Source organism: Methylobacterium sp. AC433 (assembly GCF_979253015.1).
The window spans coordinates 20,379-33,591 of the sequence record NZ_CEEDBN010000002.1 but is presented as its reverse complement, the minus strand read 5'-3'; the positions used below and the strand labels follow the sequence as shown (position 1 = coordinate 33,591).

The following is a 13,213-nucleotide window of genomic DNA, read 5'->3' as shown; positions in this document are numbered from 1 at the left end:
ACCTCACTCGGCTTCCGGAGCGATCGGCTCCAGGCCGCCGATATGCTTCTGGGCGTAGAGCGGCAGGCCGATCTGGCCGATCAGCTCCAGCTGCGTCTCGAGGAAATCGATATGGCCCTCCTCGTCTTCGGCCAGATCCTCGAACAGGCGCTTCGACACGCGGTCGTTGATCGAGTCGCAGTACTTGGCCGCCTCGAGGTAGAGCGCGCGCGCCTCGTTCTCGGCGGCGAGGTCGCACTCGATGATCTCCTGCACGTTCTGGCCGATCCGCAGCGGGTCGAGTTCCTGCAGGTTCGGGAAGCCGTCGAGGAACAGGATCCGGTCTACGAACCGGTCCGCGTGGTTCATCTCCTCGATGGATTCCTTGCGCCAGAACTTGGCGAGATCGATGTAACCCCAGTCGTTGAGCATACGGAAATGGAGCCAGTACTGGCTTACCGCCGTGAGCTCGCTGCGCAGTCCCCGATTGAGGTACTCGACGACCTTCGCATCACCCTTCATCCGCCCAATCTCCCTTGAGGCACGTTAAGCCGGAGGGGAGCTTCAGCACCCGGTATGGGCGCTCAGGCGGCGATCCCCTCCTCCGCAGTCTGGACCTTGACCAAACTACAGGTGCTCGCGCAAGTCGCAGTACACGCATGCGCGGCCTCGTCGAGGGCATTTTGCAGGATGCCGCGGATGGTCCGGGCGCAGCGGCCGCATTTCGGGCTGCAGCCGAGGCAGGCCTGGACCTGAGCCGGCGTGCGCGGACAATCCGGGCCGCGATGCAGGCAGGCGCGCACCGCGCGATCGGACAGGACGTTGCAGGAACAGACGATCATGCGGGACCGTGACTCGCGCGTGGCTCGTGCCGTGGGGTGAGGCCGCCGGATGGGTTTCCACCCGGCCACTTCGTCGAAACTGAGGCGGTGCCGACGCCCGAGCGCAAAAGCTGAGCCCGTGCATCGGATTGGCGGGTAGATTAGAATAGTTGAAAACTGCTTTACTTTCAGCAGGTTAGCTGTCTTCCCTCCAACTGGCAACGGGGACCGGAAGCGTCAAGGGCACAATTGCGTCGTGCACCAGGGATGGCGCGTGCTCACCGGGCGAGCTCGCGCAGTCCCAGCCGGATCAGGGTCTTGGCCTCGGCCCCCTCGCCCGCGTTCTTGAGGGCCTCGGCGATGGCGGCCGATGCCTGGACGGGGGCATAGCCGAGGTTGACCAGGGCGGAGACTGCGTCGGCGACGGGCTGCGGCGCGGTGCGGGCCTCGACCGCGCCCGACAGCGCGATCACCGCGGGATCGATGGGCGCGAAGGCCGGAGCCTTGTCCTTCAGTTCCGCCACGAGGCGCGCCGCCAGACGCGGGCCGACGCCGGGGGCCCGCGCCACCGCGCCCTTGTCGCCCATGGCGATGGCCGTGGCGAGGGCCGCGGGTTCGAGCACCGAGAGCAGTCCGAGGGCGACCTTGCTGCCCACGCCCTGCACGGTCTGGAGCAGGCGGAACCATTCGCGCTCGGCATCCGAACGGAAGCCGTAGAGCCGGATCATGTCCTCCCGGACATGGGTCTCGATCGCCAGGTCCGCCGCCTCGCCGATGCCGGGCAGGCGCTGGAGGGTCCGGGCGGAGCAGTGGACCACGTAGCCGACGCCCTGCACGTCGAGGATCACGAAATCCTCGCCATAGGAATCCACCACGCCCTTCAGCTTGCCGATCATCGCCCCGCCCATCCCTCGCGCCGCCGGATGCCCAGCCGTCGGCGGATGCCTACAGGGCGGCGCGCGCGAGCGCCATGCGCCCCGTCGCGACGGCGCCGGCCCCGCCTTGAGGCCGCGCGGCGTTCGTGAAATCAAAGGCGCCCCGCCCGACACAGATGGATGACCGCCCCGATGCCGATGCGCCAGACCGCGCTGCTCCTCGCCTCCGGGCTCCTGTTCGCCGCCGGCCCGCGCGTGGCGGCGGAAACCCCGGCCGCGGCACCGCCCGCCGCGCCCTCCAGCGATCCGACGCAGGTGCGTCCGGGGGCCTACGTCCTCGATCCGGCCCACGGCAAGATCACCTGGTCCGTGAGCCATCTCGGCTTCTCGACCTATTACGGCCAGATCACCGACGTGTCCGCCCAGGCGGTGCTCGACCCGAAGGAGCCGGCGAAATCCACCCTCACGGTCACGATCGGCACCGACAGCGTCAACGGCCTGAACGAGCAGCTGAACCGGCACCTCAAGGCGCCGGACTTCTTCGACACCGCCAGGTTCCCCAAAGCCACGTTCACCGCGACCAGCGTCGAGCCGACGAGCCCGACCACCGCGCGGGTCAACGGCGACCTCACCCTCAAGGGCGTGACGAAGCCGGTCGCCTTCGACGCCACCTTCAACCAGGCCGGGATCAACCCGGTCAGCAAGGCCTACACGGTCGGCTTCGACGGACGCGCGGTGATCAGGCGCTCGGATTTCGGCATCAGCGCCTTCCTGCCGCTCCTGGGCGACGACGTGTCCCTGCGCATCGAGGGCGAGTTCAAGGCCGCGGAGTGAGGGCGCCCGCCCCCGTCCGCAGCCGCCGGTAGATCTCGGCGAGCAGGGCGGTCACCAGGACGAGCAGGGCCATGTCGATGAGGCCGGAGGCGAGGATCCGGACCGCCAGGACGAACGCGGGCAGGTCGGCGCCGGCCCGCTCGGGCGCGTGCAGCATGCGGTCGACGAGGCCGAGGGGCAGGATCGTCGCGATCAGGATCAGGCCGATGCGCGCGGCCGATCCGCGCGTCATCGCGAACACCGCGCGCAGGGTCGCGTCGGGCGCGCCCAGCGCCAGGGCGGGCGCCAGCATGCTGGTCCGGATCTGCAGGAGCAGCAGGGCGATCCAGGCCGAGAAGCCGACGATCAGCCGGCCCGGCCCGAGCATGTCCGACGAGAGCGCGCGGTCGAGCAGTCCGCTGACCAGGAGCCAGAAAAGTTCGAGGGCGAGGAAGTCCCGGAACGGGCCGGCCCGGCCCTCGGCGACCGCGCGCACGGAGCCGCCCGCATCGAGGATGAGCCGGAACATCGCCATCCAGTAGGGCGCGAGCAGGATCGTGCAGGCGCAATCGACGAGGAAGACGTCGTCCTGGAAGCGGGCGGGGGCCGTCGGATCGCCCATCAGCGTATGGGCCGCTTCCTTGGCCAGGACGACGACGAAGGCCACGGTCGTGGCCGAGCCGAGGGCGCGGACTGACCGGAGCCCGGAGGCCCCGCCATCGCGCAGCGTGTCGCCGATCGGCAGAGTCGGGCGCATCGCCCCTTGGTCGGCCATTCCCCTCGCTCTCCGCCCGGTTCGCCCGCGTGTTCCGCCGGGAGGCACTGCACGGGCGGGCCGGGAGAGTCCAGGCCCGGCCCGGTCAGCCCCGGGCCAGGGCCGCCGCGATGCGGGCCGCCGCCAGGCTGCTCGTCCCGGGCACGGGGACGTGCTCGCGCTTCAGGGCATGGGCGCCGCGATGGCTGTTGTGGGTGATGGCGATGGCCAGCGCATCCGCGGCGTCGGCGACCTTGAACTCGGCCTTGGGCAGCAGGAACTTCACCATGGCCTGGATCTGGACCTTCTCGGCGTGTCCCGACCCCGCGACCGTCTTCTTGATCAGGTTGGCCGAGTACTCGAACACCGGCATGCCGGCGAGCGCCGGGACCAGCAGCGCCACCGCGCGGGCATGGCCGAGCTTCAGCGTGGCCTGCGCGTCCTTGTTGACGAAGGTCTCCTCGACCGAGACCTCGTCCGGCCGGAACGCCTCGACGATGCGGGTGATGCCCTCGTAGAGCTCACGCAGGCGCAGGGCGAGCGGCAGGTCCCCGTCCGAGGTGACGACGCCGCAATCGACGTAGGCGAGCTTGGTGCCCGTGGCCGTGACGACGCCCCAGCCGGTGCGCCGCAGGCCCGGATCGATGCCGAGGATGCGGACGGGAACGCTCATGCGGACACGATCATGGATGGCGCGGCTCCGGGCGCGAACATCGCGCCGTTCCGAGCGTTAGGGACATACCGTGAACGGAGCGTTATGCCAATCCGCGCTGCCGCGGCGGTTCCGGCAGGCCCGCCCGTCGCGCCTCGAGCTCTTTCCGATCAGCAGCCGAAAATGACGATCGCAGGATGAGCCAAGTCTAACCCGGCGGATCTCGACCGACGCATCGAAAGCGTTCCGGTCTCGCCCCCGAAATCGCCGGCCGGCATCGATCGATCCGCCGCAGCGAACCTTGTGAGAACCGGCCGAGGCATTGTTCGCGGAGCACGAGTCTCGCACAGGGACCGGTGCGCCGCCGACGAAGACGGCCCGTAACCGCTTCTTAGAAGATCCTATCGTATTAACACAGGACAGATTCCCTGCGGATTGCAGTCCTCGTGTCAGACCTCGCGCCCTCCCCTCGCCTGAACCGGCTCCTCGGTGGCTTCGCGGCGATCGCGACCCTGGTGCTGCCGGTCGGCGTGATGGCGGTTCCGATGTCGGAGACCGTGGCGGTGATCGCCCCTCCCGGCCGGGACGCCGCCGCCATCGTGGCGCGGGCGGGCGGCACCATCCTGCGCCTCGGCGGCTGGAGCAACGTCCTCGTGGTTCGGGCCGGATCGTCCGATCTGGTCGCCCGGCTCTATGCCTCCGGGGCCTGGCTCGTCGTCGACGCCCGGTTCGCGACGGCCTGCACGCCCGCTTCCCGGACCTGAACCCCGCAACCAGACTTCCGCAACGGACACGGCCCGGCGATGACGAACCTCGACACCCTTCGGCAGACCTTCGGCCGATTTCTCATCGCCTTCCTCTGGCTGCACCTGCCGATCATCGGGCTCGGCGCCTGGCTCGTCGGCAATGGGCTGACGGTGCCCCTGGTGATCGCAGGGCTGCTGGCAGGATTCAGCACCCTGGCCTGGCGGCGCGCGCCGACCGGCCTGACGACGCGGCTGGTCAGCAGCCTGTCGCTCATCGGCATGGCGGCGATCCTGCTCTCCGCGCTGGCGGGGCATCCGTGGCAGATCGACCTGCACATGTACTTCTTCGCCTGCATGGCGGTGGTCGTCGCGTGGTGCGACTGGACCATCCTGGTGGCCTGCGCCGCGGCCGTCGCCGGCCACCATCTCGCCCTCAACATCGCGATGCCGGCGCTGATCTTCCCCGGCGGGCCCCGAAGCGCGGATCTCGCGCGCGTGGTACTCCATGCCGTCATCCTGGTTCTCGAGACGGGCGTGCTGGCCTGGGTCGCCCGCACCATCACGACCGCCTTCGCGGCGCAGGTCGCGTCCGAGGGCGCCATCCGGGTGCAGGTGGAGCGGATGCAGGCCCTGGAATCGGAGACCGCCCTGGCGCGGGCGGGGGCCGATGCGCAGCGGCGGGCGGCGATGCAGCAGACCGCCCAGTACTTCGAATCGGCCGTGGGCGGCATCCTCGGCCGGGTCACGCAGGCCGCGGCGGCGATGCAGGCGACCGCACGGTCCATGACGGGGACGGCGGAGGGCACGGCGGGCCGGGCCGGATCCGTGGCCGGCGCCGCCGAGATGGCCGCGCGGAACGTGGACCGGGTGGCCGGCGCCGCCGAGGAGCTCGGCGCCTCGGTCCAGGAGATCGGCCGCCAGGTCGCGGAATCCGCGCGGATGGCGCAGGGCGCGGTGGGCCAGGCGGACGCCACCGGCCAGCTGGTTCACGCCCTGAGCACGGGGGCGGCCCGGATCGGCGACGTCGTCGGGATGATCTCCGGCATCGCCGGCCAGACCAACCTCCTGGCGCTCAACGCCACCATCGAGGCGGCCCGGGCCGGCGAGGCGGGCCGCGGCTTCGCCGTGGTCGCGGCGGAGGTGAAGGAACTCGCCAACCAGACCGCGCGGGCCACCGAGGAGATCACGGGGCAGATCAACGCGATCCAGGGCACGACCCGCGAGGCGGTCACGGCCATCGAGGCGATCGCCGCGCAGATCCGGACCATGAGCCTGACCGCGGACGCCATCGCGGCGGCGGTGGACCAGCAGGGATCGGCGACCCGAGAGATCATCCGCAACGTGGCCGAGGCCGCGACCGGTACGGGAGCGATCACGGCCACCATCGGCGGCGTCGCGCAATCGGCCGGGGAAACGGGCGAAGCGGCCGCCCGGGTCCTCGCCTCCGCGTCCGAGCTGGCGCAGGAGGCCGATCACCTCGGCACCGAGGTGAACCGGTTCCTCGAGACCGTGAAGGCCGCCTGACGGGCGGGCTTCGATCGATCAGCCCTGGAGCTTCTCCATCAGGGCGTCCGACAGGGTGAAATTGACGAAGACGTTCTGGACGTCGTCCTGGTCCTCGATCACCTCGACGAGGCGGATCAGCTTCTCGCCGGTCTCGTCGTCGACCTCGATGGTGTTCTGCGCCTTCCAGACCAGGGCCGTGCGGCGCGGCTCGCCGAAGCGGGCTTCCAGGGCCTTCGAGACCTCGCCATAGGCCTCCTGGGCGCAGGTGACCTCGTGGCCGGACTCGTCCGAGCGCACGTCGTCGGCGCCGGCCTCGATGGCGGCCTCCAGCATGGTGTCGGCATCCGCCACCTTGGCGTCGAACTCGACCACGCCGACATGGTCGAACATGAAGGAGACGGCGCCGGTCTCCGCGAGGCTGCCGCCGGACTTGGTGAAGGCCGAGCGCACGTCGCTGGCCGTCCGGTTGCGGTTGTCGGTCTGGGCCTCGACGATCAGCGCGGCGCCGCCGGGGCCGTAGCCCTCGTAGCGGATCTCGTCGTAGCTCTCGGCGTCGGCCCCCGAGGCCTTCTTGATCGCACGCTCGATGTTGTCCTTGGGCACGTTCTCGGCCCGGGCCGCGATGATGGCGGCGCGCAGGCGGGCATTCATCGCCGGGTCGGGCAGGCCGAGCTTGGCCGCGACCGTGATCTCGCGGGCGAGCTTGCCGAACAGCTTCGAGCGGACCGCGTCGACGCGGCCCTTGCGATGCATGATGTTCTTGAACTGGGAATGGCCGGCCATGACGTGACCCTAGACTGGTAGGAACGAAGCCGGATCGCGAGGGCCGGTTGCCGGGGCGGCGGGTCCGCGATGCCGGACGGAAAGGGGTTGGCCGGCTTATAGGCCGCCGCCCACGCCGATGACAACGCTGCGCCGCAGCGTGGCGGCCTTGTCCGAGCCCTGTCCGAGGCGGGTGTCGCGGCCCGTCCCGGTGGCTATCCGGCGCGCGGGCGCTATCGTAGGGCGATGACCGATCAAGCCATCGACCGGGGCGGCCCCGGGACCCGTCTCGCGAATGCCCGCCCCCGGCACCGACGGGACGCGGCGACCGCCCCGCGCTGGCTCAGGCTCGGGATCGCGGGCCTGCTCGGGGCGGTCGCCGGCGCGGTGCTGTTTCCGACCCGCGCCGAGGGCGAGCCGCCGGCACGGGACGGGAGACGGCGCCCGCGGCGCTGAGGCCCGGCCTCAGGCGGTGACCCGCGCGTGCCAGTCGCGCAGGGCGTCCAGGGTCACGATTCCGTCCGGCCAGACATGCCCGGAGAGGTGCCGGTGCGGCGCGCCGGGCTCGCCGAGATCGGAGACGGCCGAGAACGCCCCGTCGAGGCGGTGGCTCTCGGTGTAGCGGCTGCGGGTGGCGATGACCGGCAGGCCCGCATCGAGGGCCGAGCGGATGCCGGCGGCGGAATCCTCGAAGGCCACCGCCTCGGAGGGCGCGACGGCGAGGCGCCGCAAGGCGAGGTCGAACACGTCGGGGGCGGGCTTCTTGCGCGCGGCCTCGTCGCCGCAGGCGATGACGTCGAAGGGGACGTCGCCGGCCGGAAAGTTGATGCGCAGCAGGGTGTCGACGTTGGGTCGGCTCGTGGTGCTGGCGACCGCGAGCTTGATCCCGGCCGCCCGCGCCTCCGCGATCAGGCGGCCCACCCCGGGGCGCAGGCCGAGGCTTCCGCCCTCCACGAGGTCGCCGTAGCGGCGGGTCTTGCGGTCGTGGATCTCGCCCATGCGCGGGCGCAGGGCCTCGACCTCGTCGGCATGCTCGGTCTCGACGTAGTGGCGCAGCCGCTCCTTGCCGCCCATCACGGTGAGGAGGTCGGCGTAGCGGGCGGGCGACCACGACCAGGGCAGGCCGAGATCCGCGAAGGCGCCGTTGAAGGCCTGCCGGTGCAGGTCCTCGGTCTCGGCGAGCGTCCCGTCGACGTCGAAGATCAGCGCCCTCAGCATGAGAGGGAGCCGCCTCCGGCCGCCTCCGCCCCCGCCCGGATCGCCGCGATCCGGTCTGCGTAGCCGGCCGGCCCGCCCTTGAACACCGCGTTGCCGGCCACGAAGGCGTTAGCGCCGGCGCGGGCGGCCTCCACCACGGTCTCGGGTCCGATGCCGCCATCGACCTCGATGTCGATCGCCCGGCCGGCCGCCATCGCCCGGATGCGCCGGATGGTTTCCAGGGTCGAGGGGATGAAGCTCTGGCCGCCGAAGCCCGGATTGACCGTCATCACCAGGACGAGGTCGACGAGGTCGAGGAGCGGCTCGACGGCACTCGCCGGCGTGCCCGGATTGAGGGCGATGCCGGCGCGCTTGCCGAGATCGCGGATCGCCTGGAGGGAGCGGTGGATGTGCGGACCGGCCTCGACATGGACAGAGATCGCGTCGGCGCCGGCCTCCGCGAAGGCCGCCAGGTAGGGGTCCGCCGGGGCGATCATCAGGTGCACGTCGAAGGGCTTGGCCGAGTGCGGCCGCAGGGCCTTGATCACCGCCGGGCCGAAGGTGAGGTTGGGCACGAAGTGCCCGTCCATCACGTCGAGGTGAATCCAGTCGGCCCCGGCCTCCGACACCGCGCGCACCTCTTCGCCGAGCTTGGCGAAATCCGCCGAGAGGATCGAGGGCGAGATGATCGGGCCGTTCATGATGGAATTCTCCGGAGCCTCGGGGCCGCGCTCAGGCCATGCGGCGCTTGCGCTCGACGAGCTGCATGATGATCGGGGTCAGGATGAGCTGCATGGCAAGGTCGAGCTTGCCGCCCGGGATGACGATGGAATTGGCGCGGCTCATGAACGAGCCCTGGATCATCGAGATCAGGTAGGAGAAGTCGATGCCCTTCGGGTCCTTGAAGCGGATCACGACCATCGATTCGTCCGCCGTCGGAATCCAGCGGGCGATGAAGGGGTTCGAGGTGTCGACCGTCGGCACCCGCTGGAAGTTGATGTCGGTCCAGGTGAATTGCGGGCAGATGGTCTGCACGTAGTCGGGCATCCGCCGCAGGATCACGTCGGTGACGGCGTCGGTGGAGTAGCCCCGGAACGAGCGGTCCCGGTGCAGCTTCTGGATCCATTCGAGGTTGATCACCGGCACCACGCCGATCTTGAGGTCGGCGTAGCGGGCCATGTCGACGTTGTCGTCGACGACGCAGCCGTGCAGGCCCTCGTAGAACAGCAGGTCGGAGCCCGGCGGGAACGCCTCCCAGGGCGTGAAGGTGCCGGGCTCGGTGCCGTAGAGGGCCGCGTCCGCCGCGTCGTGGGCGTAGTGGCGCGTGCGCCCGCCCCCGGACTCGCCGTAGGTGCGGAACACCTCCTCCAGCTCCGGCAGCAGGTTGGCGCGCGGGGCGAAGTGGCTGAGGTTCGGCTCCTCCACCATCTTCCGCCGCATGGTGTCGCGGTCGTAGGCGTGGAACGCATCCCCCTCGATGTAGACCGCGCTCACGTCCTCGCGGCGGAAGATCTGCTCGAAGGTGTTGCGGACCGAGGTGGTCCCCGCCCCCGAGGAGCCGGTGACCGAGATGATGGGGTGACGCGCCGACATCGGTGTGCGTGCTGTCCCGCGCGGGCGCGCTAGCTGCGCATCAGGCCGCGCTGCCCGAACAGGGGCGAGCGACCGGCGGCGGCGTTGCGGCCGTCATAGTACTTGGCCACGCAGGCGACCTCGTCGAGGGAGCCGAAGATCAGCGGCACGCGCTCGTGGATGCCGGTGGCGCTGATGTCGAGGATGCGGCGCTCGCCGTCGATGGCGCCGGCCCCGGCCTGCTCCATCAGCATGGCGATGGGCGCGGCCTCGTAGAGGAGGCGCAGGCGCCCCTGGGCGTAGCCCTTCCGGTTGTCGCCGGGATAGAGGAACACGCCGCCGCGCAGGAGCACCCGCTGGGCATCCGCCACCAGCGAGCCGAGCCAGCGCATGTTGAAGTCCTTGTCCAGCGGGCCCTCCGAGCCGCGCAGGCAATCCTCGATATAGGCCTTCACGGGGGCGCCCCAGTTCCGGGCATTCGAGGCGTTGATCGCGTATTCCTTGGCCGAGGCCACCACCTCCAGGCGCGGGTGGGTGAGGCGGAAGGTCCGCTCCGCCCGGTCCAGGGTGTAGATCTGCGTGCCGTGGCCGAGGGTGACGACGAGGGAGGTCGCCGGGCCGTAGGTGACGAAGCCGGCGGCGATCTGCTCGGTCCCCGGGGTGGTGAAGGAGGCGATCGAATCCGCGGCACCGGCCACCACGGGGCGGATGCCGAAGATCGAGCCCACCGCCATGTTCACGCCGATGTTGGACGAGCCGTCCAGCGGGTCGATCGCGACGGCCAGCGGCGCGCCGGGGTTGATCTGCATCATGCCCTCGGCCTCCTCGGAGGCGACGACCGCCACGGGCGCCCCGCGCAGGGCCTCGGTGAAGCGCTCGTGGGCCAGCACGTCGAGGGCCTTCTGGACGTCGCCGTCGCTGTTGTTCCCGCCGGTGGCGGCGAGGTCGGCGCCGCCGAGCATGCCCCGGCCGATCACCTCGCTGACGTCGACGGCCGCCTCGGCGCAGGCCGCGATCACGGCCGCCGCGTCGGCGAGCCGCCCATCGGCCGCCACGGTCTGTGCGAGGCCGTCCGCGAGGGTGGACCCGAATTCCAGAGACACCGTCGACATGAATGTCCGCCCTTCTTGCATTCCCGGCCGCGTGGCCCGACCGACCCGCCGTCCCGGGTCAGACCGCCGCCCCGGATCGGATCGTCATCGCACTCTGCCCCTTGGCACGAGTGCCCCCGGGGACACCAGTGCCCGCGGCGCATCGGAGCCGCGCAGGCCCCCATGGTATCACCGAAAGAATTCTGAAAAAACTTGCGGGCGATTCCAAAAAAACTAAAAAAGCCTGATGCGCAATCTCTCTCTCAAACAGCTCCAGGCCGTCGCCGCCGTCGCCCGTCTCGGCACCATGACGCGCGCCGCGCAGGAGCTCAACGTGACCTCGGCCGCGCTCTACGCCCGCATCCGCCAGCTGGAGGAGGAGGCGGGCCTGATGCTGTTCGACCGGACGCCCACCGGCCTGAAACCCACGGATGCGGGCCGCGAAATGCTCTGGGCGATCAACAGCATCAACACGGTGCTGGAAACCTGCGCCGACCGGCTCGAAACCCTGAAGGGCGGCAGCAGCGGGCGCGTGGCGATGGGCGTGGTCTCCACCGCCAAGTACTTCGCCCCGGGGGTGATCGCGGGCTTCGTCGGGCTGCACCCGGCGGTGGAGATCAACCTCACGGTGGGGAATCGCGGCAACATGGTCGAGGCGCTTCGCAACTACGAGATCGACTTCGCCATCATGGGCCGTCCGCCCCGCGACTTCGCCATCGAGGCCGAGATCTTCGGCCCGCACCCGATCGTCATCATCGCCGGCCCCCACCACCCCTTCGTGGGCCGCACCGGGCTGACCCGGGCCGACCTCGCCCAGGAATCCTTCCTGGTGCGCGAGGAGGGGTCGGGCACGCGCACGGTGTTCGAGGAGTTCATGGCCGGGGTCATGATCAAGCGCGCGCGGCTCGGCATCGATTCCGGCTCGAACGAGACCATCAAGCAGGCGGTGATGGCGGGGCTCGGCATCGCCCTCATCTCGGCCCACACGGTGGCGGCCGAGCTCGAGAGCGGGCGCCTCGCGGTGCTCGACGTCCAGGGCCTGCCGATCCGGCGCGACTGGTACGCGGTGCGCCGGGCCGACAAGGTGCTCGGTCCCGCCGCGGCGGCCTTCTGGGACTACATCGCCAAGGACGGCGGACGCTGGCTGCCCCAGCTCCGGCTGTCGCCGAACCCTTCCCCCGTCACCGCGGAGTTCGAGGCATGAGCGCGGCCGGTGTCGTCATCGTCGGCGCCGGCCAGGCCGGCTTCCAGGTCGCGGCCTCCCTGCGCGAGGCGGGCTTTGCCGATCCCATCACGCTGCTGGGCGACGAGGGCCTGCCCTATCAGCGGCCGCCCCTGTCGAAGGCCTACCTGGCCGGCAAGACCGATGCGGCCGGCCTGTGCCTGCGGCCGGCCTCCTACTTCGCGGAGCACCGCATCGCGCAGCGGTCCGGCCTGACCGCGACCGCGATCGACCGGGCGGCGCGGCAGGTCCGGCTCGGCGACGGCGGCGCCCTGCCCTACGATCACCTCGTCCTGGCGACCGGCGCGCGCAACCGGGCCCTGCCGGTGCCGGGCACCGACCTGCCGGGGGTGCACCAGCTGCGCTCGCTCGCCGACGCCGATGCGCTGAAGGCCGCCCGCGCGGCGGCCCGCGCCATCGCCATCGTCGGCGCCGGCTTCATCGGCCTGGAATTCGCCGGGATCTGCGCCGGGTCCGGCATCCCCGTGACGGTGATCGAGGCCGCGGACCGTCCCATGGCGCGGGCGGTCTCGGCCGAGACCGCCGGGTTCTTCACGCAGGCGCACAGGGGAGCCGGCGTCAGCTTCGCGTTCGGGGCCGGGGTGCAGGCGCTGGAGGGCGAGGCCGGCCGCGTGGCGCGGGTCCGGCTCGCCGACGGATCGGCCATCGAGGCCGACCTCGTCCTCGTCGGCATCGGCGTCGTGCCGAACCAGGACCTCGCCGAGGCCGCCGGCCTCGCCGTCGGCGACGGCATCCACGCCGACGTCTTCCTGGCGACCTCCGATCCCGCGATCTCGGCGCTCGGCGACTGCGCCCGGGTGCCGAGCCGCTTCGCGGATGGGCAGGCCGTGCGCATCGAATCGGTGCAGAACGCCGTGGACCAGGGCCGCTGCCTCGCCGCCCGCCTCACCGGGCGACCGGCCGCCTACGCGGCGGTGCCGTGGTTCTGGAGCGATCAGGGGCCGCACAAGCTTCAGATCGCCGGCCTGACGCGGCCCGACGATTCCAGCGTGGTGCGCCCGTCCGAGACCGGCCTGTCCGTCTTCCGTTTCCGCCAGGGGCGCCTCAGCGGCGTCGAGACGGTGGACCGGCCCGCCGACCACATGGCGGCCCGGCGCATCCTCGGCCTCGGCCTCCCGCTCACGCCGGAGGAGGCGGCCGATCCGGCCCGCGACCTGAAGGCCCTCGCGAAGGGCGCCTGAGCCCCCGCGGGCTCGGCGGCC

Annotated in this window: 16 protein-coding genes; 6 read left to right on the top strand and 10 right to left on the bottom strand. The window is 71.1% G+C overall.

Annotated features, from left to right (window positions below; genetic code table 11):
- Positions 1 to 3 precede the first annotated feature (3 nt).
- The 3 genes from bfr to ruvA all read right to left on the bottom strand — a co-directional run bounded on the left by bfr (position 4) and on the right by ruvA (position 1,696).
- A complete protein-coding gene (bfr, locus tag AC0IWM_RS03670; protein ID WP_055947262.1) occupies positions 4 to 501 on the bottom strand; it encodes a bacterioferritin in 498 nt (165 codons plus the stop codon).
- A 62-nt stretch (positions 502 to 563) separates the two neighbouring features.
- Positions 564 to 821: a (2Fe-2S)-binding protein gene (locus AC0IWM_RS03665; RefSeq protein ID WP_082510703.1), complete on the bottom strand. Its 258-nt coding sequence runs from the start codon at positions 819 to 821 to the stop codon at positions 564 to 566.
- A 257-nt stretch (positions 822 to 1,078) separates the two neighbouring features.
- Positions 1,079 to 1,696, bottom strand: a complete 618-nt coding sequence (gene ruvA / locus AC0IWM_RS03660; RefSeq protein ID WP_471753139.1) for a Holliday junction branch migration protein RuvA — start codon at positions 1,694 to 1,696, stop codon at positions 1,079 to 1,081.
- A gap of 159 nt (positions 1,697 to 1,855) precedes the next feature.
- Between ruvA and AC0IWM_RS03655 the strand changes: the two genes are divergently transcribed.
- Positions 1,856 to 2,509 carry a YceI family protein gene (locus AC0IWM_RS03655; RefSeq protein WP_471753138.1) on the top strand — a complete coding sequence of 218 codons (654 nt, stop codon included), beginning with the start codon at positions 1,856 to 1,858 and terminating at the stop codon, positions 2,507 to 2,509.
- Here AC0IWM_RS03655 and AC0IWM_RS03650 read toward each other — a convergent pair.
- Positions 2,493 to 3,263: a hypothetical protein gene (locus AC0IWM_RS03650; protein ID WP_471753137.1), complete on the bottom strand. Its 771-nt coding sequence runs from the start codon at positions 3,261 to 3,263 to the stop codon at positions 2,493 to 2,495. The two genes, AC0IWM_RS03655 and AC0IWM_RS03650, sit on opposite strands and share 17 nt — an antisense overlap.
- A gap of 85 nt (positions 3,264 to 3,348) precedes the next feature.
- Positions 3,349 to 3,915 (bottom strand): crossover junction endodeoxyribonuclease RuvC, encoded by a 567-nt coding sequence (gene ruvC / locus AC0IWM_RS03645; RefSeq protein ID WP_471753136.1) that lies wholly within the window; start codon positions 3,913 to 3,915, stop codon positions 3,349 to 3,351.
- A 425-nt stretch (positions 3,916 to 4,340) separates the two neighbouring features.
- Between ruvC and AC0IWM_RS03640 the strand changes: the two genes are divergently transcribed.
- Both AC0IWM_RS03640 and AC0IWM_RS03635 read left to right on the top strand, forming a co-directional pair.
- Positions 4,341 to 4,658, top strand: coding sequence for a hypothetical protein (locus AC0IWM_RS03640; protein WP_471753135.1), 318 nt, complete (start codon positions 4,341 to 4,343; stop codon positions 4,656 to 4,658).
- 39 nt (positions 4,659 to 4,697) lie between these two features.
- The gene (locus tag AC0IWM_RS03635) at positions 4,698 to 6,164 is read left to right on the top strand and encodes a methyl-accepting chemotaxis protein (RefSeq protein WP_471753134.1); all 1,467 of its coding nucleotides are present in this window, start codon (positions 4,698 to 4,700) and stop codon (positions 6,162 to 6,164) included.
- Positions 6,165 to 6,182: 18 nt separating this feature from the next.
- Here AC0IWM_RS03635 and AC0IWM_RS03630 read toward each other — a convergent pair whose 3' ends face one another.
- Positions 6,183 to 6,929, bottom strand: a complete 747-nt coding sequence (locus AC0IWM_RS03630; protein WP_056465880.1) for a YebC/PmpR family DNA-binding transcriptional regulator — start codon at positions 6,927 to 6,929, stop codon at positions 6,183 to 6,185.
- A 225-nt stretch (positions 6,930 to 7,154) separates the two neighbouring features.
- On the opposite strand from AC0IWM_RS03630, the gene AC0IWM_RS03625 reads away from it, so the two are divergent.
- Positions 7,155 to 7,364: a hypothetical protein gene (locus AC0IWM_RS03625; RefSeq protein WP_471753133.1), complete on the top strand. Its 210-nt coding sequence runs from the start codon at positions 7,155 to 7,157 to the stop codon at positions 7,362 to 7,364.
- A 9-nt stretch (positions 7,365 to 7,373) separates the two neighbouring features.
- Here the strand turns inward: AC0IWM_RS03625 and AC0IWM_RS03620 are convergent, their stop codons facing one another.
- The 4 genes from AC0IWM_RS03620 to AC0IWM_RS03605 are packed head-to-tail and all read right to left on the bottom strand — an operon-like array spanning position 7,374 to position 10,789.
- Complete coding sequence (locus tag AC0IWM_RS03620; protein WP_471753132.1) at positions 7,374 to 8,126, bottom strand: HAD-IA family hydrolase; 753 nt, start codon at positions 8,124 to 8,126, stop codon at positions 7,374 to 7,376.
- Positions 8,120 to 8,806, bottom strand: coding sequence for a ribulose-phosphate 3-epimerase (rpe, locus tag AC0IWM_RS03615; RefSeq protein ID WP_471753131.1), 687 nt, complete (start codon positions 8,804 to 8,806; stop codon positions 8,120 to 8,122). The genes AC0IWM_RS03620 and rpe overlap by 7 nt, the downstream gene beginning before the upstream one ends.
- A gap of 31 nt (positions 8,807 to 8,837) precedes the next feature.
- A complete protein-coding gene (locus AC0IWM_RS03610; protein WP_471753130.1) occupies positions 8,838 to 9,698 on the bottom strand; it encodes a phosphoribulokinase in 861 nt (286 codons plus the stop codon).
- 29 nt (positions 9,699 to 9,727) lie between these two features.
- Positions 9,728 to 10,789 (bottom strand): class 1 fructose-bisphosphatase, encoded by a 1,062-nt coding sequence (locus tag AC0IWM_RS03605; protein WP_471753129.1) that lies wholly within the window; start codon positions 10,787 to 10,789, stop codon positions 9,728 to 9,730.
- A 226-nt stretch (positions 10,790 to 11,015) separates the two neighbouring features.
- Here AC0IWM_RS03605 and AC0IWM_RS03600 point away from each other — a divergent pair, with 226 nt between their 5' ends.
- The gene (locus tag AC0IWM_RS03600) at positions 11,016 to 11,972 is read left to right on the top strand and encodes a LysR family transcriptional regulator (RefSeq protein ID WP_056465869.1); all 957 of its coding nucleotides are present in this window, start codon (positions 11,016 to 11,018) and stop codon (positions 11,970 to 11,972) included.
- Positions 11,969 to 13,192, top strand: coding sequence for an NAD(P)/FAD-dependent oxidoreductase (locus AC0IWM_RS03595; protein ID WP_471753128.1), 1,224 nt, complete (start codon positions 11,969 to 11,971; stop codon positions 13,190 to 13,192). Before AC0IWM_RS03600 ends, AC0IWM_RS03595 begins: the two co-directional genes overlap by 4 nt.
- Positions 13,193 to 13,213 lie beyond the last annotated feature (21 nt).

What these genes read in the sequence shown, in the direction of transcription:
- bfr (WP_055947262.1), bottom strand. Translation starts at nt 501, where the DNA reads ATGAAGGGTGATGCGAAGGTCGTCGAGTACCTCAATCGGGGACTGCGC.
- AC0IWM_RS03665 (WP_082510703.1), bottom strand. Translation starts at nt 821, where the DNA reads ATGATCGTCTGTTCCTGCAACGTCCTGTCCGATCGCGCGGTGCGCGCC.
- ruvA (WP_471753139.1), bottom strand. Translation starts at nt 1,696, where the DNA reads ATGATCGGCAAGCTGAAGGGCGTGGTGGATTCCTATGGCGAGGATTTC.
- AC0IWM_RS03655 (WP_471753138.1), top strand. Translation starts at nt 1,856, where the DNA reads ATGACCGCCCCGATGCCGATGCGCCAGACCGCGCTGCTCCTCGCCTCC.
- AC0IWM_RS03650 (WP_471753137.1), bottom strand. Translation starts at nt 3,263, where the DNA reads ATGGCCGACCAAGGGGCGATGCGCCCGACTCTGCCGATCGGCGACACG.
- ruvC (WP_471753136.1), bottom strand. Translation starts at nt 3,915, where the DNA reads ATGAGCGTTCCCGTCCGCATCCTCGGCATCGATCCGGGCCTGCGGCGC.
- AC0IWM_RS03635 (WP_471753134.1), top strand. Translation starts at nt 4,698, where the DNA reads ATGACGAACCTCGACACCCTTCGGCAGACCTTCGGCCGATTTCTCATC.
- AC0IWM_RS03630 (WP_056465880.1), bottom strand. Translation starts at nt 6,929, where the DNA reads ATGGCCGGCCATTCCCAGTTCAAGAACATCATGCATCGCAAGGGCCGC.
- AC0IWM_RS03625 (WP_471753133.1), top strand. Translation starts at nt 7,155, where the DNA reads ATGACCGATCAAGCCATCGACCGGGGCGGCCCCGGGACCCGTCTCGCG.
- AC0IWM_RS03620 (WP_471753132.1), bottom strand. Translation starts at nt 8,126, where the DNA reads ATGCTGAGGGCGCTGATCTTCGACGTCGACGGGACGCTCGCCGAGACC.
- rpe (WP_471753131.1), bottom strand. Translation starts at nt 8,806, where the DNA reads ATGAACGGCCCGATCATCTCGCCCTCGATCCTCTCGGCGGATTTCGCC.
- AC0IWM_RS03610 (WP_471753130.1), bottom strand. Translation starts at nt 9,698, where the DNA reads ATGTCGGCGCGTCACCCCATCATCTCGGTCACCGGCTCCTCGGGGGCG.
- AC0IWM_RS03605 (WP_471753129.1), bottom strand. Translation starts at nt 10,789, where the DNA reads ATGTCGACGGTGTCTCTGGAATTCGGGTCCACCCTCGCGGACGGCCTC.
- AC0IWM_RS03600 (WP_056465869.1), top strand. Translation starts at nt 11,016, where the DNA reads ATGCGCAATCTCTCTCTCAAACAGCTCCAGGCCGTCGCCGCCGTCGCC.
- AC0IWM_RS03595 (WP_471753128.1), top strand. Translation starts at nt 11,969, where the DNA reads ATGAGCGCGGCCGGTGTCGTCATCGTCGGCGCCGGCCAGGCCGGCTTC.